Genomic DNA, 17,441 nt, shown 5'->3' with positions numbered 1-17,441 from the left:
ACGGCTCGATTCGTTCCCACAGGTCGTCGGACACGATCCATGGTGGCTGCTCACCCTTCCTCACCGCACCATGATCAACGATCAAGAACTGGCATGCAAACAAGCGATCATTTGTTAGGACCTCTAAAGGACGTAGCGTGTGCCGAGCCTCTCCCACAGCACGCCCTGGTGCGTCGCGGCCCACGCCTTCAACGGCGCGAACTGCCGCTCTCTCGGTCCACCCGTCAGAAAATGGCCGCGTGACTGCAACTTCAGCACGCCGGAGGAGTCGAAGCTGATGCCCGCGTTGGCGCCGTCGAGCTTCTCCTCGACGACGAGGTGCCGTCCCGCGATCGCACGGAACGGCACCTGGTCGAGGTCCTCGTCGCCCGGTTGCAGGCGCGAGCCCTCGAGGTGGGGCGTTCGCGGGTACTTGCGCAACATGCCTCAATTTGTATCCCGTCCGAGTACCCGGTCGCTAACGGTTTACGCCGGACCGATGGTTGATGACGAGGTGCCGTCCCGCGATCACGCGGAACGGCACCCGTCTTGTAACCCGTCCGAGCGCCCGCTCGCGAACGGCTTACGCCTGACCGACGAACACCGCCTTCTCGGAGTTGAAGCTCGGCTCGAACACGAGCTGCATCTCACCGGGCTGCGCGCCCACCGAGTACGAGACCTCGTAGGTGTAGGTCTTGCCGGGCAGCACAGTCGCGTTGTCGACAGTGCTGTTACAACCCCCGCTGGTGTCGAACACCTTCGGAGCCTTCTGCTCGTTGAACTGGGCGTCGTTGCCCAGCGACAGCAGCGCGGTCTCGAACGCGGCGCTCGTGCCGTTGGTGATCGTGACCTTGAACTTCGTCCCGCGGACGATGCCCTGCGGTGCCGCGTACTCGCCAGGCGTGCACGCGACGGGCGCGGCGACGTCGACCGAGAGGCCGTTCGCCCACGTGTAGCGCGTGCCCCAGGTCAGAGGTTCGGCAAGCGCTTCCTGGTTCGGAGTCTCGCTCACGACGCCCTGGTCGAGGACATTGTCGAGCTCTTTGACCGCGGACTGCTGCGCCACCACGGTGAAGGCGATCGCCGTGACACAAAGAACGACGCCGATGGCCGCCAGGATCTTGCGCGTGCCGAACAACGCGATGACGCCGAGCACGATCCCGATGAACGCGGCGATCGCGGTGAGGTTGTTGAGGAAGATGACCCACGAGCAGACAACACCGACGATCCCGAGGATCAACGCGGTCCACGCGAGCGCACCGAACCTCGCGGGCTTCTGCGGTGCGACCGGAGGAGGGGCGTAGGCGGGCTGCGTCGAATAGGTCATCACGGCTCCTGGCGGTTGCGAGTGTGACCACGACGTCGATTGATCTGCTTCACCCGTTAGCCGGGTATTGCATCCTCACTCGATCGAGTTACTCGCGGCCCGCCAGCCGACTTCCGAAGGTAGCGCAATGGCTACGATCCGTAGAGGCTTGGTGCTGGATGCCATCCGTGAAAGGAAACTTGCACATGGCACGACGACTCGTCGGATCCCTGCTCGCGGCGATCGCCGCACTCGGCGTCACGACAGCGCCCGCACAGGCCGCCGTCGATTTCACCGGCGCCGTGAAACTCGACAACTGCTCCGGTTCGCTGGTCCGGCTACCGACCTCGACCGCCGCGGACGAGGCGCTCGTTCTCACCAACGGACACTGCGTCGAACTCATGAAGCCCGGCCAGGTGTTCGTCAACACGACGGTGAAGGAGCGCAGGTTCGATCTGCTCGGTGCCTCCGGCTCGAAGATCGCGAACCTGAGCTCGACGAAACTCCTCTACGCGACGATGACCGGCACCGACGCCGCGTTCTACCAGCTCGACACGACGTACGGGCAGATCCAGCAGCAGTACGGCAGCCGCGCGCTGGAGCTGTCGGCCTCGCATCCCGTGGCGAAAACGCAGATCCGCGTCGTCTCCGGCTACTGGAAGAAGATCTACCCCTGCCAGATCGACGGCTTCGTGTACCAGCTCAAGGAAGCCGACTGGACCTGGCGTGACTCGCTGCGCTACACGTCGTCGTGCAACACCATCGGCGGCACTTCGGGTTCGCCGATCATCGACAACGTGAGCGGCAAGGTCGTCGGTGTCAACAACACCGGCAACGAGAGCGGCCGACGCTGCACGATGAACAACCCGTGCGAGGTCAACGCCGCCGGCAGGGTCACCGTCCGCAAGGGCACCAACTACGGCCAGCAGACGTTCGACTTCGTGTCCTGCTTCGGTCCTGGCACGACGCTGGACTTGTCACTGCCGGGGTGCAAGGTCGCGAAGCCCTGATGAGCGAACACCGCGCATGACGAAAGCCGGGACGCCCCTGCAGCGCCCCGGCTTTCCGCTTTCACTACCGCGCCGCGCGGACGATCAGGTCGGCCACGGTCTCCGGGTGGGATACGGCCACCGAGTGCGAGGCGTTGCCGACCTCGACGACGGCGCGGGCGTGGGCGCGCTCGGCCATCCACTTCTGCGCCACGATCGGGATGTTCTTGTCCTTGCCCGCGACCACGAAGTAGGACGGGACGGTGTGCCACGCGGGCTCGCCGGCGCCTTCGATCAGCGCGCTGTCGTTGACCGGCCGCTGCGTCGCCGCCGCGATGGTCGCGTCCCGGCGGGACACGTCGGCCGCGAACTGCTGCCAGTACTTGTCCTGCTGGATCGCGAAGTCCTTGGTGCCGTCACCGAGGTCGATGATCTGCAGTGTGTCGCCCAGTGTGCTGCCGGGGAACTTGTTCGACAGCTCGAGTGCGCTCTCGCCCTTCTCCGGCGCGAACGCCGCGACGTAGACGAGCGACTTCACGTTCGGGTTCCCGAGCGCGGCCTGGGACTGGACCATGCCGCCGTAGGAGTGTCCGGCGAGAACGATCGGACCGTCGATCGAGGCGAGCACCTCGCGCAGGTAGTTCGCGTCGTAGCTGAGGCCGCGCAACGGGTTCGCGACCGCGACTACCGGGAATCCCTTGCGCTGTAGGCGTTCCACTACACCGTTCCAGCTGGACGCGTCGGCGAACGCGCCGTGCACCAGCACGATGGTCGGCTTCTTGGCGCCGGACTTCCCGGCGTCCTCCGCGGCACCGGCACCCGACGGAACAGAAGCAGCCAGGGCCAGCAGCGTCCCAAGAACGGCGAACACCTTACGAACTCGCATTGCTCTCTCACTCTCTCGTCGGCACCGCGGTGACGGTGCATCGTGCTCAATTAGGTCGTGCACGATGTAAGTTACCGGACGAGATACCTCGTGCGCGATGTGTTTCAGGCCACTAGCGCTCGGCGCCGTGCTTGACCCGGTTCAACGCCTTCCTCAGGACGGTGATCTCATCGCTGGTCATGCCGAGCGCCTCGCCGAGGCGGTTGGTCATCTCGGCACCGATCCACCGCAGGTCACGGCCCTTGTCGGTGAGCTGCACGAGCACGGACCGCTCGTCGTCGGGGTGCGTGACGCGCACCAGCAGCCCGCTCTTCTCCAGCCGCTTGATCAACGGCGACAGCGTGCTGTACTCGAGGTCGAGCTCCTGGACGAGTTCCCGGATCGGCCGCGAGTCCCGCTCCCACAGCAGGAGCATCACGAGGAACTGCGGGTAGGTGATGCCCGCCTTGTCCAAGATCGGGCGGTAGAAGCCCGTGACCGCTCGCGACGTCGTGTACAGGTCGAAGCAGAGCAGGTCCGCGACGGTGGGAGTGGCGGCGGACGTGTCGGGAGTGGTGCTCACGGGTTTCAGGCTACTCGGGACGAAACGGCCAAGCGGCGAGATCGGTTACGGGACGTCGCCAGCGTGTTCGGGCCAGGGCAGCACCGTGAGTTCTGGCCACTGTTCGCGCCATCGCCGGGCTTTCGCCTCGTAGACGCTGCGGGGAGCGAGCACGGGATTCGGGCGGACGACGAGGTTGAACACGTCGGCGAGGCCGTGCGGCGCGTAGATCCGCCACCGATCGTCACGGTCGACACGGATGCCGAGACAACAGGTCGTGGCCGCGAACGAGTCGATGGCCGCCTCGGTGGACGTGTACGGCTCGCACGGAACGCCGAAGTGGTCCTCGTACCAGAGGTGCACGCGTGCCTCGTTGCGGATCTCGACGACGGCCGGCAGGTCGCGGAAAACGTGCGCGCCTGCCTGGATGACCTCGTTCTCCGCATCCCAGCCGAGGTCGGAGTCGTCGAAGTAGAACAGGTCGTAGTCCCTGATGCCCTCGGCCGGTGGGCGGCCGGTGACCACGTTCCACACGGTCTGGAACACGCACCCGGCCGTCAGGTACCACCCAGGCAGGCCGAGCTTCGCGGCACGGGCCAGGACCTCCATCAGCACCTCGTTGCGGGCGAGTGCCGCACGAAGTGCGTCGACCTGTTCGTCCACGGGAAGCCGACCGATCAGCACGGCACCGGTCTCACGGCCAGGGCTCGTCCAGAGCCGACGCCTCGTCACCGGCGGCGCGCAGTTCGTCGCGCACCACCCGGTACGCGAGCCCTTCCGCGTAACCCTTGCGCGCCAACGCCCCCACGAGACGGCGGATCTTCGCTGTCTCGTCCACACCGGACATCGTGCGCAGGCGTTTGCGGACCAGTTCGCGGGCCCGTTCCTCCTCCGCCTCACCGTCCACCGCGGCCACGGCCTCGGCCACCACCTCGTCGGCCACGCCCTTGCGGCGCAGTTCCATGGCGAGGGCACGGCGGCCCAGACCGTTGTAGGTGTGGCGGGAACGGACCCACATCTCGGCGAACTGGGCGTCGTCGATCAGGCCGGCGCGGTCGAACTTGCCGAGCACGACCTCGGCCACACCGGCACTGATCCCCTTGCGCAGCAACGCGTCGTGAAGCTCCTGCCGGGATCGGGCGCGAGCGGTGAGCAGCGCGTAGCAGATGTCGCGCGCTTTGCGCTGCTCCTCAGCCTCGTCCAACCTTCTGCTACCTCTTAGAACTCGACCGGCGCGGCGGGAGCCGCTTCTTCGGCGTCGAGGGTGGCGCCGATGCCGAGCTTGTCCTTGATGCGCTTCTCGATCTCGTTGGCGATGTCCGGGTTGTCGCGCAGGAACTTCCGCGCGTTCTCCTTGCCCTGGCCGAGCTGGTCGCCCTCGTAGGTGTACCAGGCACCGGACTTGCGCAGGATGCCCTGGTCGACGCCCATGTCGATGAGCGAGCCCTCGCGCGAGATGCCCTGGCCGTAGAGGATGTCGAACTCGGCCTGCTTGAACGGCGGCGCGACCTTGTTCTTCACGACCTTGACCCTGGTGCGGTTGCCGACGGGCTCGCCGCCGTCCTTCAGGGTCTCGATGCGGCGGACGTCCAGGCGCACGGAGGCGTAGAACTTCAGCGCCTTACCACCGGTCGTGGTCTCCGGGGAGCCGAACATCACGCCGATCTTCTCGCGCAGCTGGTTGATGAAGATCGCGGTCGTGTTGGACGCGCTGAGCGCACCGGTGATCTTGCGCAGCGCCTGGCTCATCAGGCGGGCCTGCAGACCGACGTGGTTGTCGCCCATCTCGCCCTCGATCTCGGCGCGCGGCACGAGCGCGGCGACCGAGTCGATGACCAGGATGTCGAGCGCGCCGGAGCGGACCAGCATGTCCGCGATCTCGAGCGCCTGCTCACCGGTGTCGGGCTGGGAGACCAGCAGCGCGTCGGTGTCGACGCCCAGCTTCTTCGCGTACTCGGGGTCGAGCGCGTGCTCCGCGTCGATGAACGCCGCGATGCCGCCGGCCTTCTGGGCGTTCGCGACGGCGTGCAGGGCGACGGTGGTCTTACCGGAGGACTCAGGACCGTAGATCTCGACGACGCGGCCCTTCGGCAGACCGCCGATGCCCAGCGCCACGTCCAGCGCGATCGCACCGGTCGGGATCACCTCGATCGGGGCGCGGCCCTCTTCGCCGAGGCGCATCACGGAGCCCTTGCCGAACTGCTTGTCGATCTGCGCCAGGGCCAGCTCGAGCGCCTTGTCCCGGTCGGGTGCTGCGGGTGCCATCTTGGGTCCACCTCTTGTCGTCTGCCGTTGCTTCGTCATGTTGGACCTGACGCTACTGGCGGGGTCTGACAATTTCGCGAAGCCGGGGTCGGGGCCACTCTAGCCGAACACGTGTTCGAGCACACGCGACACTCCGAAGGGCCAGCTCAGCGACGATTTTCGGGAATTTCGAACGCGTCGCAGACCGCGAGCCAGACTTCCTTGGCCCCGATCCCCGCCTCCAGAGCCTCGTCGGCGGTGCGTCCGCCGAGCGACGACAGGACGTGGTCACGGGCGATCATCTCGGCCCTGACCTGGCCGAACTCCCCTGCCATGAGCTTGCGGAACATGGTGATGCGCACCTGCAGACACTAACGAACGGGTCTGTGCAGCGATGCGAAGAGGCACACGATCAGCAGCGGCAGCGCGGTGAACCCCACGATCAGCCCGAGCGCCGCGTACGACCACGCGGTGACGACGATCCCGGACACGGCGCCACCAACGGCGCCACCGACGTTCATCACCAGATCGGACAGTCCCTGCGCGGCCGGCCGGTCCTCCACCCGCACGGACTCGGTCAGCAGTGCGGATCCCGACACCAGCCCCGCCGACCAGCCGAACCCGAGCAGCGCCAGTCCCGCGGCGAGCTGCGGAGCGTCGTGCGACGGCGCCATCCCCGCGATCCCGGACGCCGCCACCACCAGCGACGCGCCGATCGCGAGCACCGGCACGCGCCCGAGCCGGTCCGCCATCCACCCGAACAACGGGCTCGCGGCGTACATCGCGGCGACGTGCAGGCTGATCACGATGCCGACCACGCGCAACGACGACCCGGAGTGGTTCATGTGCACCGGCGTCATCGACATCAGCCCGACCATCGCGGTGTGGCACAACATCACTCCAACGAGTGCAAGCCGCGCCATCGGCCCGAGCGATCCCCAGATCCTCAGACCACCGGGTGTGCCTCCGCCAGAGCAGTGCGGAGATTCAACCGGTCGAGTGCTTTTCACGACGACCAACGGGTCCGGCCGCAACCCGAGCTGGATCACCAGCGCCGCGGCGCCGAGCACGAGAGCGGCGAGCAGGAACGGTCCCGCGCCCACCGGCAGCCCCAGCGAAGCAGCCGTCCGCCCGGCGGGATCGGCGAGGTTCGGCCCGATGATCGCCCCGATCATGGCCGCCCACACCACACGGGACAGCTCGCGCGCGCGGCGTTGCGGATCCGCCAGGTCCGTTGCGGCATAACGAGCCGCGTAGTTCGCGCTGGACGCCCCTCCGAACAGGAGGAGCCCCACCAGCAGCACTTGCCACAGCCCGGCGCTCACGGCGACAGCGGCCACCAACGCACCGAGCGCGCCCACCCCGTAGCCGAGGAGGAGCGCGGGCCGACGCCCACGCCGTTGCGCCAGACGGGCACCGGGCAGGGCGAGCAACGCGGCTCCGGCGACGGCCGCGGTCTGCGCGAGCCCGCCGACGGCATCGGATCCGGACAGCGACGCGGCGATCAACGTGCTGATCGCGAGCCCGATCGTCACCGCGGCCGACCCCAGGACCTGGGTGCCGGTCAGCACGCGGACGACCTTGCGCTGCACGCGTTCGACCTGCGGCGCGACCGTCACCATGATCGCGATGGTGGCACGCTCAGCCGCGCGCCGACAGGTCCATCAGGGGCGCTTACTCACCCGGTTGAACGGAGTTCTCGAAGAAATCGGCGATTTCGTCCGGCTTGAGCTCGTCGGCGTTCTCCTCGGCGTGCTTGGTGAGGATGCCGAACATGGGGCGCCCCTTGGCCGTGAACACCAGCACACCGGTGCCGGTCGAGGTGGCCGCGCGGTAGGTGCCCTCCAGGCCGTTGCCGGTCCAGTCGGCCTCGACGCGGTCGGTCTGGAACGACTTCGCGATGGCGTCGGCGTTGTTCTCGGCACCGGTGACGCTGTCGGTGAGGATGTACTGGACCTCGTAGCCGTCGCGGATCGTGCAGCTCACGACCGTGCCCTTGATCTCCTCCATGCCGGTGATCTGCGCGGAGCCGGCCTTCTCGCAGCCTCCGCCGTCGGGCACGTGGCCCGCGAGCTGGCGCAGGCACTTCGTGAAGCCCTGGCCGTCCTGGGCGGTGTCGTCCTTGCACTCGTCCGCGCTGGGCAGGTCCGGACCGGAGAACGCGAACACAGCGCCGATCACGACGGCCAGCGCCACGACCGCGCCACCGATGCCGAGGAGGACCTTCTTGTTGTCCTTCTTCGGCGCCTGCTGCGGGAAGTTCATCGGGTAGCTGCCGCTGACCGACGGGTTCACCTGGTACGGCGCGGTGACCGGGTACGTGCCGCTCGCCGAGTACGGCCCGCTCACGTTCGGGTTGACCGGGTACGAGCCGCTCGCGGTCGGGCCGACCGGGTACGAGCCGCTGGTCGTCGGGCTGACCGGGTACGAGCCGCTGACGGAGGGGCTGACCGGCGTGGTGACGACCGTGGGCGGTTCGACGAACTTGGGCTTGTCGTCCTCTGCCTTCAACGTGATCGTCGCGCGGTCCACGACCTGCGCGCCGGACGCGACGATCGTCTCCGGGTGGTCGGGGTTGGTCGGGACGATGCCGACCTTCTCCGCGATGACCTGGGCGACCAGCGGCATCCGGCAGGAGCCGCCGACGAGGTAGACGTGCTCCGGCGTGACACCGGCCTTCTGCACGGTGGCGATGAGGAGCTCGGCGCTGCGGATCAGGCTCGGCCGGATCAGCGCCTCCAGCTCGGCGCGCGTGACGACGACCTTCTCGAACGGCTCCGGCATCATCACCTCGACCTGAGGCAGCTCGGAGAGGTCCTCCTTGGCGAGGCGCAGCTCCTCGCGCAGGCCGAGGCGGGCGCGGTGGTCGTCCACGGTGACCGGGCGCAGCAACCGCTGCCAGCCGGCCGGGTCCTTGTGGGAGACCGCGCGGCCGATGTGTTCCAGCAGCGCCTGGTCGACGTCGAGACCGCCGACGTCGCTGAGGCTGCCGTCGGCGAGGATGCGGTGCTCGGAGTCGAGCACGGAGACGTCGAACGTGTCGGCGCCGAAGTCGTAGACGGCGAGCGGGCGGCCGCCACCGAGCGACGCGACCGCGATGGCCTCGGGGACCGGCACGAGCTGGCCGGTCATGCCCGCGAGCCTCGCCGAGGACAGCAGCTTGTTGCGCCTGGTCGGGCCCCATTCGGCGGGGTGCGTGAGGCGGATCTCGTCGAGCTGACCGCCGCCGAGCAACGGGGTCACGGACTCCATCACGCGCGCGTAGATGGCCGCGAGCGCGTCGTTGACCGGCAGGTTCGTCTCGCCGAGCTTGATCGTCGCCTCGTCGATGTGGCGCTTCGGGTTCGGCTCGTAGCGCGACGGGTCCTGGCGCGAACGCCGCTCCGCTTCCCTGCCGACGCGAAGGGTGCCGTCCTCGTCGAGGTAGACGGACGAGGGCATGGTCGGCCCTCCGTCCAGATCCACCACACCGTGGTCGGACAGCACCGCAACCGTGTTGGCGGTGCCCAGGTCGACGGACAGGACGCGCACCGTGCTCCCCTCGCAGGACGTACTTCGGTGATCGTGCCACAGCGGCCTCCGGCAGGTGCTCGGACCTGCGTAATCAGAAATTGTCAGACCCCGCCGTCATGATGGTGCCCATGGACGTGATGGAGGCTTTCTCACCGGCGACCAGGCAGTGGTTCGCCGGGGCTTTCGCCGCGCCCACCCAGGCGCAGACCGGCGCGTGGGCGGCCGCGGCGGCGGGCGAGCACGCGCTGGTCATCGCCCCGACGGGCTCCGGCAAGACGCTGGCCGCGTTCCTGTGGGCACTCGACCGGCTGGCTGCTTCCGGCGCACCCGCGGAGCCGAAAAAACGGTGCCGGGTCCTTTACGTCTCGCCGTTGAAAGCGCTGGCGGTGGACGTCGAACGAAATCTGCGCGCGCCGCTGGCCGGGATCCGGCAGGCCGCGCACCGGCTGGGACTGGCGGAGCCGTCGATCACGGTCGGAATGAGGACGGGCGACACGTCTCCGGAGGAACGGCGGGCGTTCGGGCGCACTCCGCCGGACGTGCTGGTGACGACGCCGGAGTCGTTGTTCCTGCTGCTGACCTCGTCGGCGCGCGAGTCGTTGCGCGGCGTGGAGACGGTGATCGTCGACGAGGTGCACGCGGTGGCCGGCACCAAACGCGGCGCACACCTCGCGTTGTCGCTGGAACGGCTGGACGCGCTGCTCGAACGGCCGGCGCAGCGGATCGGGCTGTCGGCGACGGTGCGGCCGGTCGAGGAGATCAGCACGTTCCTCTCCGGCGGCCGCCCGGTGTCGGTGGTGCAGCCGAAGACTCCCAAGACCATCCAGGTCGAGGTGGAGGTGCCGGTCGAGGACATGTCGCTGCTCGGCCAGCCGACGGGTGAGGTCTCGGGCTCGGCGGCGGGAGCCGAGCAGCGCGCCTCGATCTGGCCGTCGGTCGAGGCACGGGTGCTCGAACTGGTGCGGGCACACCGGTCGACGATCGTCTTCGCGAACTCGCGGCGGCTCGCCGAACGGCTGACCGCGCGCCTGAACGAGCTCGCGGAGGAAGCCACCGAGCTGGAGTCCTTCCCGGCCGAGGCGATCGGTCAGTCGGGGCTCACGGTCCAGAAGACCGCGTCCGTGGCCCGCGCGCACCACGGGTCGATGTCACGCGAGCAGCGCACGGCGGTGGAGGAAGACCTCAAGTCCGGGCGGCTGCCGTGCGTGGTGGCGACGTCGTCGCTGGAGCTCGGCATCGACATGGGCTCGGTCGACCTGGTGGTGCAGGTCGAGGCGCCGCCGTCGGTCGCCTCGGGGCTGCAGCGCGTCGGCCGCGCCGGGCACCAGGTGGGCGCGGTGTCGCGGGGCGTGATGTTTCCGAAGTTCCGCGGCGACCTGGTGTCGTGCGCGGTGGTGGCGGAGCGGATGCAGAACGGCGCGATCGAGGCCGTGAAGTTCCCGCGCAACCCGCTGGACGTGCTGGCACAGCACATCGTCGCGATGGTGGCGATGGAGACGTGGACGGTCGAGGAGCTGACCGCGCTGGTGCGGCGGGCGGCGCCGTTCGCCGGGCTGCCGGACTCGGCGCTGCACGCGGTGCTGGACATGCTGTCGGGCCGGTACCCGTCCGAGGAGTTCGGCGAGCTGCGGCCGCGGATCACGTGGGACCGGGTGAACTCCGAGCTGCGCGGGCGGCCCGGCTCGCAACGGCTCGCGGTCACGTCCGGCGGCACGATCCCCGACCGCGGGCTGTTCGCGGTGATGACACCACCGTCGGAGAACGGTCCCGGTTCACGGGTCGGCGAGCTCGACGAGGAGATGGTCTACGAGTCGCGGGTCGGCGACACGTTCCTGCTGGGCACGTCGTCGTGGCGGGTCGAGGACATCACCCACGACCGGGTGATCGTGGTGCCCGCGCCGGGTCAGCCCGCGCGGATGCCGTTCTGGAAGGGCGACGCACCGGGCCGTCCGCTGGAACTCGGCCGCGCGATGGGCAAGTTCCTCCGCGAAGTGTCCACGATGGAGGATTCGGCCGCTCGCGAACGGGCCGCCTCCGCCGGGCTGGACAAGTGGGCGACGGACAACCTGCTGGCGTACCTGAGCGAGCAGCGGGAGGCGACGCGGCACGTCCCGCACGACAGAACCGTTCTGGTGGAACGGTTCCGCGACGAGCTGGGCGACTGGCGGCTCGTGGTGCACTCCCCGTTCGGCGCCCAGGTCAACGCGCCGTGGGCGCTGGCGATCGCGGCACGGCTGCGCGAACGCCGTGGCGTCGAGGTGCAGGCGGCGCACTCCGACGACGGCATCGTGCTGCGGTTGCCCGACGCGCTCGACTTCGAGGGCGTGGAGATCACGGCGAGCGCCGAGGACGTGCTGCTCGATCCCGACGAGGTCGAGCAGATCGTGGTGGCCGAGGTCGGCGGCTCGGCGTTGTTCGCGGCCCGGTTCCGCGAGTGCGCGGCCCGCTCGCTGCTGCTCCCCCGCCGCGATCCGAAACGGCGCACCCCGTTGTGGCAGCAGCGGCAACGCTCGGCGCAGCTGCTGTCGGTGGCGGCGAAGTACGAGCGGTTCCCGGTGGTCCTGGAGGCGATGCGCGAGTGCCTGCAGGACGTCTACGACGTGCCGGGCCTGCGCGAGCTGATGTCCGACGTCCGCGCGCGCCGGGTCCGCGTGGTCGAGGTGGAGACGCCGTCGCCGTCGCCGTTCGCCCGCAGCCTGCTCTTCGGGTACGTCGGCATGTTCCTCTACGAGCTGGACGCTCCTCTGGCGGAACGCCGTGCGGCGGCGCTGTCCCTCGACTCGACGCTGCTCGCGGAGCTGCTCGGCTCCGAGGCGATCCGGGAACTGCTGGACCCGGAGGTCGTGGCCGAGGTCGAGCGCAGCCTGCGGCGCCTGACCGAGGACCGCCGCCCGCGGCACGCCGAGGACACCGCGGACCTGTTGCGGTTCCTGGGAGACCTCTCCGACGCGGAGGCTCTCGAACGCGGCGTGCCCCGCGCGTGGCTGGACGAGCTGGTGTCCGCGCGCAGGGCGATCCGCGTCCGGATCGCCGGTGAGGAACGCACGATCGCGATCGAAGACGCCGGCCGGGTCCGCGACGCGCTCGGTGCCGCCCTCCCGGTCGGTGTCCCGGAGGCGTTCACCGAACCGGTGGCCGATCCGCTGGGCGACCTGCTGAGCCGCTACGCCCGCACCCACGGCCCGTTCGCCGCCGCGGAACCCGCTGCTCGCTTCGGTCTGGGCGTGGCCGTGGTGACGGGCGTCCTGGAGCGGATGGCGGCCACGGGCCGGCTGGTCCGCGGTGAGCTGCGGCCCGGCGGCACGCACACCGAGTACTGCGACGCGGACGTGCTGCGCCGCCTGCGCCGCGCCTCGCTGGCCCGCCTGCGTTCCGAGGTGGAGCCGGTCGAACCGGCGGCGCTGGGCCGGTTCCTGCCGTCGTGGCACGGTCTGGGCCGGCGGCTGCGTTCGGCGCCGACGGTCGACGACGTGTTCTCGGTGGTGGAACAGCTCGCGGGAGCGCCACTTCCCGCGAGTGCCTTGGAATCCCTGCTGCTGCCCTCCCGGCTGCCGGGCTACTACCCGGCGCTGCTGGACGAGCTGACCGCGTCCGGCGAGGTGACGTGGACGGGCTGCGGTTCGCTGGCCGGTGGCGACGGCTGGATCGCGCTGGCCCCGACGGACGTGGCCGATCTGCTGCTGCCCGATCTGGTCCCGGAGTCGATCCCGGAGTCGCCGCTGCACACGGCGGTCCTGGAGACCCTGTCCGGTGGCGCGCTGTTCTTCCGGCAGGTGGTCGACCGGGTCTCGCTGTCCGTGGAGTGCACGGACGCCGAGGTCGTCGGCGCGCTGTGGGACCTGGTGTGGGCGGGCCTGATCACCAACGACACGCTGTCTCCGCTGCGCGCGTTGGTGTCCGGTGGCGGCGCGGCCCACAAACCTCGCCGCAGCGCTCCGCGGGGTCGCTACGCCCGGCTGCGGGCGGCTCGTCCGGACATGCCGTCGCGCACGGGTCCGCCGACGGCCGCGGGCCGCTGGTCGCTGGCGGTGAGCCCGGCGGAAGACCCGACTCGCCGGGCGCACGCCAGAGCCGAGGCTTTCCTGGAACGCCACGGCGTGCTGACCCGTGGCGCCCTCGACACCGAACGCGTGACCGGTGGGTTCAGCGGCGTCTACAAGGTCCTGCGGGCCATGGAGGAATCGGGCCAGGTGATCCGCGGCTACGTCGTCGAAGGGCTGGGCGCGGCCCAGTTCGCGGCGCGCGGCGCGGTGGACCGGCTGCGGGCGTTGTCCCGTCCACCCGGTCAGCCGGCGCAGGCCGACCAGGCTGCCGTGGTGCTCGCGGCGGCCGACCCGGCCCAGCCGTACGGTGCCGCGTTGCCGTGGCCGGATCCGCTGGGAGAGGGCAAACACCGGCCGGCACGCAAGGCCGGTGCGCTGGCGGTCCTGGTCGACGGCAGCCCGGCGCTGTACGTCGAGCGGGGTGGCAAGTCCCTGCTGTCCTTCACCGACGACGACCCGACGTTGCGCATCGCCGCGAACGCGCTGAGCCGGGCGGTCCGTGACGGCTGGCTCGGTCAGCTGGCCGTGCAGCGGGCCGACGGCGAGGTCGCGCTGACCTCGCACCTCGCGACGGTGCTGCAGGAAGCGGGTTTCCGTGCCACACCGAAGGGACTGCGGTTGAGAGCTTGATCAGGCGGGGAAGAGCGAGCTGTAGGCGTTCAGGGCCGGCTGGCCGCCGAGGTGGGCGTAGAGAACCGTGGAGTCGCGGTCGATCTCACCCGACGACACGAGGTGGATGAGGCCTGCCAGCGACTTCCCCTCGTAGACGGGGTCGGTGATCATGCCTTCGAGCCGGGCGCCGAGCCGCATGGCGTCCACTGTGGACTGGTCGGCGATGCCGTAGGTGCCGGCGTGGAAGCGGTCGTCGAGGAGGATGTCCTTCTCGGACACCGTGACCTCGCGGAGCTTGGCGGTGTTGTGGGCGATGCGGGTGATCTGGTCGAGGGTCTCGGCGGGCTTGGCGGACGCGTCGATGCCGAGCACGCGGCGGTTGGCGTCGTTCGCGAAACCGGCGACCATGCCCGCCTGGGTGCTGCCGGTGACCGAGCAGACGATGATGGTGTCGAAGAAGACGCCCAGCTGGGCTTCCTGCTGGCGGACCTCGTCGGCCCAGTTCGCGAAGCCCATGCCGCCCAGCGGGTGGTCGGAGGCGCCGGCTGGGATCGGGTAGGGCTTGCCGCCGGACGCGCGGACGTCCTCGATGGCCTGTTCCCAGGCGGGTTTGACGCCGATGCCGAACTCGGCGTTCACCAGACGGACGTCGGCTCCCATCATGCGGCTGAGCAGGATGTTGCCCACCCGGTCGTGGCCCACGTCGGTCCAGTCGACCCAGCTTTCCTGCACCAGCACGGCTTTCAGGCCCGCGCGCGCCGCGGCGGCCGCTACCTGGCGGGTGTGGTTGGACTGGATGCCGCCGATCGACACGAGGGTGTCGCAGCCGGTGGCGAGCGCGTCGGCGACGAGGTATTCGAGCTTGCGGGTCTTGTTGCCGCCGTAGGCGAGGCCGGAGTTGCAGTCCTCGCGCTTCGCCCAGACCGAGGCGCCGCCGAGGTGCGTGGTCAGGCGGTCCAGGCGGTGGACCGGCGAGGGACCGAAGAGAAGCGGGAATCTGTTCACAGTTCCTCCTGCAGCGTGCTCCAGTTCTTGTCGACCAAGGTCGAGGCCAGCGCGTGGTCGCCTTGCTCGCACGCCTCGATGATCTGGTCGTGCTGGGGCACGGAGTGACGGGCGTTGGGCGAGGAGAACCTGCTGTGTTCGAGGCGGCGGACCAGCGGGGTGTAGCGGTCGATGGTCGCGGCGATCGCGAAGTTGTTGCAGCGGTGGACGGCCACCGCGTGGAACTCGTCGTCGGCGGCCAGGGCGGCGACGGCGTCGTTGGCGTCGAGCGCCTTCTTGAAGGCCTTGTTCGCGGCGCGCATCGCGGCGATGTCCTCGGCCGTGATCGACCGCGACTTCACGACCAGGCCGGTCGCGAGGGAATGCATCGACTGCACGACAACGAGCGCGTCGAGCACCGGCTCCGCTTCCAGCGCGGTGACACGGGTGTACGCGTGCGGCTTGGTCTCGACGAGGCCCTCGTCGGCCAGCGTGGCGAGCGCCTCGCGCACCGGGGTGCGGGAGAGGCCGAGCTTCTCGGCCAGCTCGACGTCCTTGATGGCGGTGCCCGGTTCGAGGTCGCCGCGCACGATCGCCGACCTGATCTCGGCGGCCGCCCGCTCCTTCAGTGACCCATATCCAATATATTGCATATTGGTGAGAGTAGGGGCGTGGTCCGGTGATCGCAACCTAGGCTGGACGGCATGGCAGTACGCGATATCCGATATTTCGGTGACCCGGTGCTGATGAGCCGTGCCGACCCGGTGACGCGGTTCGACCGCAACCTCGAAGCGCTGATCAGCGACCTGCTCGACACGGTGAAGCCCGACGGGCGAGCCGGGCTCGCGGCGCCGCAGATCGGGGTGGGGCTGCGTGCGTTCAGCTACGACGTCCCCACCGAGGACGGACGGCTGACCGGGTACGTGATCAACCCGGAGATCGTCGAGTTGTCCGAGGAGACGCAGGACGACGGCGAGGGATGCCTGTCGGTACCAGGACTTTGGTACCCGACGGTGCGCGCACAGGAGGCCGTCGTGCGCGGCGTTGATCTGCGCAACGAGCCTGTGGTGGTGCGCGGAACCGGGTTGCTGGCGCGGTGCTTGCAGCACGAGACCGATCATCTCGACGGGAAGCTGTACCTGTCCCGGCTCACTCCGGAGCTGCGACGCAAGGCGTTGCGCGCGGCACGGGAGTCGGAGTGGTTCTGGGCGAGCTAGAGAGGCAGCATCCGGCCGAGCACCGCGAACGGGCGCGGGTCGCCGGTGAACTGGTAGTGCCGCAACACGTCCAGGAAACCGACGCGCCGGTAGAGCTTCCACGCCTTGCTCGGGCCTTCGGGCGTGGACAGCAGCACGCGGGACGACGGCACGCTCTCCAAGAGCCGGCGCAACAGGTCCTCGCCGAGGCCACGGCCCTGCGCGCGCGGCAGCACGTGGAGCTCGGTCAGCTCGAAGTAGTCGGTGAGCCAGTCCTCGACGACGGAGGGTGACGCGACGGCCATCAGCCCGCGCCGCACCTGCTCGTGCCACCACTGCCCGGCGGCGCCGCGGTAGCCGTACCCGATGCCGACGAGCTCGTCCTGCTCCCCCAGCGCCACGACGCAGCGCCAGTCCTCCCGCATCATGTGCGCGAGCCACATCGGGGCGCGCTGCTCGACGGTGCTGGGCGGGTAGTTCATCGCGGTCACGTACAGCGCGAGCGCTTCACCGAGGCGGAGGTTCAGCTCGGACGCGGACATCTCGACGATGCGCTCCAGGCGTGGCGACGCCGTCATGACGACACCACCGCCACACGTCCGCCCGTCAGCGCCACCAGTTCCGCGAAGGTCGTGGGGTACACGGCGTGCGGATGTCCCGCGGCCGCCCAGATCTCCTCGTAGCCGGACAACGCCTCGTCCACCACCGTCTCGATCGGCGCTGGGTGCCCGACCGGCGAGACCCCGCCGATCACCTGGCCCGTGTGCTCGCGCACGAACTCCGGGTCGGCGCGCTTCACCGCGTCCGCACCCACCAGTTCGGCGACGAGTGACGTGTCCGCCCGGTGCGCACCCGAGGTCAGCACCAGCAGCGGGGTCGCCACGCCGTCGCGCACCGCGGCGAACAGCAGGCTGTTCGCGATCGCGCCGACCTGCACGCCCACCGCGTCCGCTGCGGCTGCCGCGGTCCGCACGGCGTCCGGCAGCACGACGATGCGTTCGGCGGTGGCGGGTGGCAGGGCTTCGGCGACTCTGCGGATTCCAGGGTGTTCGAGCGCACTCACATCACCATCAGACCACGACTGGCCCCCACGTGGTGGGGCGGGTTGAGGAATCCATCGGCCGGGAGCTACGCTGAGAGGGACTCGA

17 protein-coding genes are annotated in these 17,441 nt (G+C 69.5%); 3 read left to right on the top strand and 14 right to left on the bottom strand.

Translation table 11 applies throughout. The annotated features are described in order from the left end of the window. Positions 1-123: 123 nt before the first annotated feature. Both ABFX45_RS23270 and ABFX45_RS23265 read right to left on the bottom strand, forming a co-directional pair. On the bottom strand, positions 124-423 hold the full coding sequence (locus tag ABFX45_RS23270) for an RNA ligase family protein (protein WP_346131918.1): 300 nt from the start codon (positions 421-423) through the stop codon (positions 124-126). A gap of 139 nt (positions 424-562) precedes the next feature. After that, the gene (locus ABFX45_RS23265) at positions 563-1,306 is read right to left on the bottom strand and encodes a hypothetical protein (RefSeq protein ID WP_346131917.1); all 744 of its coding nucleotides are present in this window, start codon (positions 1,304-1,306) and stop codon (positions 563-565) included. Between the two features lie 185 nt (positions 1,307-1,491). On the opposite strand from ABFX45_RS23265, the gene ABFX45_RS23260 reads away from it, so the two are divergent. Further along, a complete protein-coding gene (locus ABFX45_RS23260; RefSeq protein WP_346131916.1) occupies positions 1,492-2,295 on the top strand; it encodes a S1 family peptidase in 804 nt (267 codons plus the stop codon). A gap of 64 nt (positions 2,296-2,359) precedes the next feature. On the opposite strand, the gene ABFX45_RS23255 is transcribed toward ABFX45_RS23260, so the two are convergent. The 8 genes from ABFX45_RS23255 to ABFX45_RS23220 form a co-directional block, all read right to left on the bottom strand. Beyond that, the gene (locus tag ABFX45_RS23255; protein WP_346131915.1) at positions 2,360-3,160 is read right to left on the bottom strand and encodes an alpha/beta fold hydrolase; all 801 of its coding nucleotides are present in this window, start codon (positions 3,158-3,160) and stop codon (positions 2,360-2,362) included. A 112-nt stretch (positions 3,161-3,272) separates the two neighbouring features. After that, a complete protein-coding gene (locus ABFX45_RS23250) occupies positions 3,273-3,722 on the bottom strand; it encodes a MarR family winged helix-turn-helix transcriptional regulator (protein ID WP_109640522.1) in 450 nt (149 codons plus the stop codon). 45 nt (positions 3,723-3,767) lie between these two features. Then, on the bottom strand, positions 3,768-4,385 hold the full coding sequence (locus ABFX45_RS23245) for a nucleotidyltransferase family protein (RefSeq protein ID WP_211337650.1): 618 nt from the start codon (positions 4,383-4,385) through the stop codon (positions 3,768-3,770). Between the two features lie 10 nt (positions 4,386-4,395). Beyond that, positions 4,396-4,905: a regulatory protein RecX gene (locus ABFX45_RS23240; protein WP_109640523.1), complete on the bottom strand. Its 510-nt coding sequence runs from the start codon at positions 4,903-4,905 to the stop codon at positions 4,396-4,398. A 14-nt stretch (positions 4,906-4,919) separates the two neighbouring features. Next, on the bottom strand, positions 4,920-5,966 hold the full coding sequence (recA, locus tag ABFX45_RS23235) for a recombinase RecA (RefSeq protein WP_109640524.1): 1,047 nt from the start codon (positions 5,964-5,966) through the stop codon (positions 4,920-4,922). A 146-nt stretch (positions 5,967-6,112) separates the two neighbouring features. Further along, the gene (locus ABFX45_RS23230) at positions 6,113-6,307 is read right to left on the bottom strand and encodes a DUF3046 domain-containing protein (RefSeq protein WP_170155231.1); all 195 of its coding nucleotides are present in this window, start codon (positions 6,305-6,307) and stop codon (positions 6,113-6,115) included. 9 nt (positions 6,308-6,316) lie between these two features. After that, complete coding sequence (locus ABFX45_RS23225; RefSeq protein WP_109640525.1) at positions 6,317-7,567, bottom strand: MFS transporter; 1,251 nt, start codon at positions 7,565-7,567, stop codon at positions 6,317-6,319. Positions 7,568-7,619: 52 nt separating this feature from the next. Further along, on the bottom strand, positions 7,620-9,476 hold the full coding sequence (locus tag ABFX45_RS23220) for an Hsp70 family protein (RefSeq protein ID WP_346131914.1): 1,857 nt from the start codon (positions 9,474-9,476) through the stop codon (positions 7,620-7,622). Between the two features lie 110 nt (positions 9,477-9,586). Here ABFX45_RS23220 and ABFX45_RS23215 point away from each other — a divergent pair, with 110 nt between their 5' ends. Next, positions 9,587-14,131: an ATP-dependent helicase gene (locus tag ABFX45_RS23215; RefSeq protein WP_346131913.1), complete on the top strand. Its 4,545-nt coding sequence runs from the start codon at positions 9,587-9,589 to the stop codon at positions 14,129-14,131. Here the strand turns inward: ABFX45_RS23215 and ABFX45_RS23210 are convergent, their stop codons facing one another. Together ABFX45_RS23210 and ABFX45_RS23205 are read right to left on the bottom strand one after the other, a co-directional pair. Continuing rightward, positions 14,132-15,118 carry a 1-aminocyclopropane-1-carboxylate deaminase gene (locus ABFX45_RS23210; protein ID WP_346131912.1) on the bottom strand — a complete coding sequence of 329 codons (987 nt, stop codon included), beginning with the start codon at positions 15,116-15,118 and terminating at the stop codon, positions 14,132-14,134. Next, the gene (locus ABFX45_RS23205; RefSeq protein ID WP_346131911.1) at positions 15,115-15,750 is read right to left on the bottom strand and encodes a GntR family transcriptional regulator; all 636 of its coding nucleotides are present in this window, start codon (positions 15,748-15,750) and stop codon (positions 15,115-15,117) included. The genes ABFX45_RS23210 and ABFX45_RS23205 overlap by 4 nt, the downstream gene beginning before the upstream one ends. A gap of 51 nt (positions 15,751-15,801) precedes the next feature. On the opposite strand from ABFX45_RS23205, the gene def reads away from it, so the two are divergent. Next, the gene (gene def / locus ABFX45_RS23200; protein ID WP_109640530.1) at positions 15,802-16,314 is read left to right on the top strand and encodes a peptide deformylase; all 513 of its coding nucleotides are present in this window, start codon (positions 15,802-15,804) and stop codon (positions 16,312-16,314) included. Here def and ABFX45_RS23195 read toward each other — a convergent pair. Both ABFX45_RS23195 and ABFX45_RS23190 read right to left on the bottom strand, forming a co-directional pair. Further along, positions 16,311-16,871 carry a GNAT family N-acetyltransferase gene (locus ABFX45_RS23195; protein WP_109640531.1) on the bottom strand — a complete coding sequence of 187 codons (561 nt, stop codon included), beginning with the start codon at positions 16,869-16,871 and terminating at the stop codon, positions 16,311-16,313. The two genes, def and ABFX45_RS23195, sit on opposite strands and share 4 nt — an antisense overlap. Continuing rightward, positions 16,868-17,356 (bottom strand): YbaK/EbsC family protein, encoded by a 489-nt coding sequence (locus tag ABFX45_RS23190; protein ID WP_233440110.1) that lies wholly within the window; start codon positions 17,354-17,356, stop codon positions 16,868-16,870. Before ABFX45_RS23190 ends, ABFX45_RS23195 begins: the two co-directional genes overlap by 4 nt. Between the last annotated feature and the right edge of the window lie 85 nt (positions 17,357-17,441).

The sequence above is a fragment of the Lentzea roselyniae genome (assembly GCF_039537795.1).
GTDB classification, from domain to species: domain Bacteria; phylum Actinomycetota; class Actinomycetes; order Mycobacteriales; family Pseudonocardiaceae; genus Lentzea; species Lentzea atacamensis.
This window is presented reverse-complemented; position numbering and strand designations above follow the sequence as displayed.

Excerpts from the sequence above, each read along its gene's own strand:
- ABFX45_RS23270 (WP_346131918.1), bottom strand. The coding sequence starts at position 423 with ATGTTGCGCAAGTACCCGCGAACGCCCCACCTCGAGGGCTCGCGCCTG.
- ABFX45_RS23265 (WP_346131917.1), bottom strand. The coding sequence starts at position 1,306 with ATGACCTATTCGACGCAGCCCGCCTACGCCCCTCCTCCGGTCGCACCG.
- ABFX45_RS23260 (WP_346131916.1), top strand. The coding sequence starts at position 1,492 with ATGGCACGACGACTCGTCGGATCCCTGCTCGCGGCGATCGCCGCACTC.
- ABFX45_RS23255 (WP_346131915.1), bottom strand. The coding sequence starts at position 3,160 with ATGCGAGTTCGTAAGGTGTTCGCCGTTCTTGGGACGCTGCTGGCCCTG.
- recA (WP_109640524.1), bottom strand. The coding sequence starts at position 5,966 with ATGGCACCCGCAGCACCCGACCGGGACAAGGCGCTCGAGCTGGCCCTG.
- ABFX45_RS23225 (WP_109640525.1), bottom strand. The coding sequence starts at position 7,567 with ATGGTGACGGTCGCGCCGCAGGTCGAACGCGTGCAGCGCAAGGTCGTC.
- ABFX45_RS23215 (WP_346131913.1), top strand. The coding sequence starts at position 9,587 with ATGGACGTGATGGAGGCTTTCTCACCGGCGACCAGGCAGTGGTTCGCC.
- ABFX45_RS23205 (WP_346131911.1), bottom strand. The coding sequence starts at position 15,750 with ATGCAATATATTGGATATGGGTCACTGAAGGAGCGGGCGGCCGCCGAG.
- def (WP_109640530.1), top strand. The coding sequence starts at position 15,802 with ATGGCAGTACGCGATATCCGATATTTCGGTGACCCGGTGCTGATGAGC.
- ABFX45_RS23195 (WP_109640531.1), bottom strand. The coding sequence starts at position 16,871 with ATGACGGCGTCGCCACGCCTGGAGCGCATCGTCGAGATGTCCGCGTCC.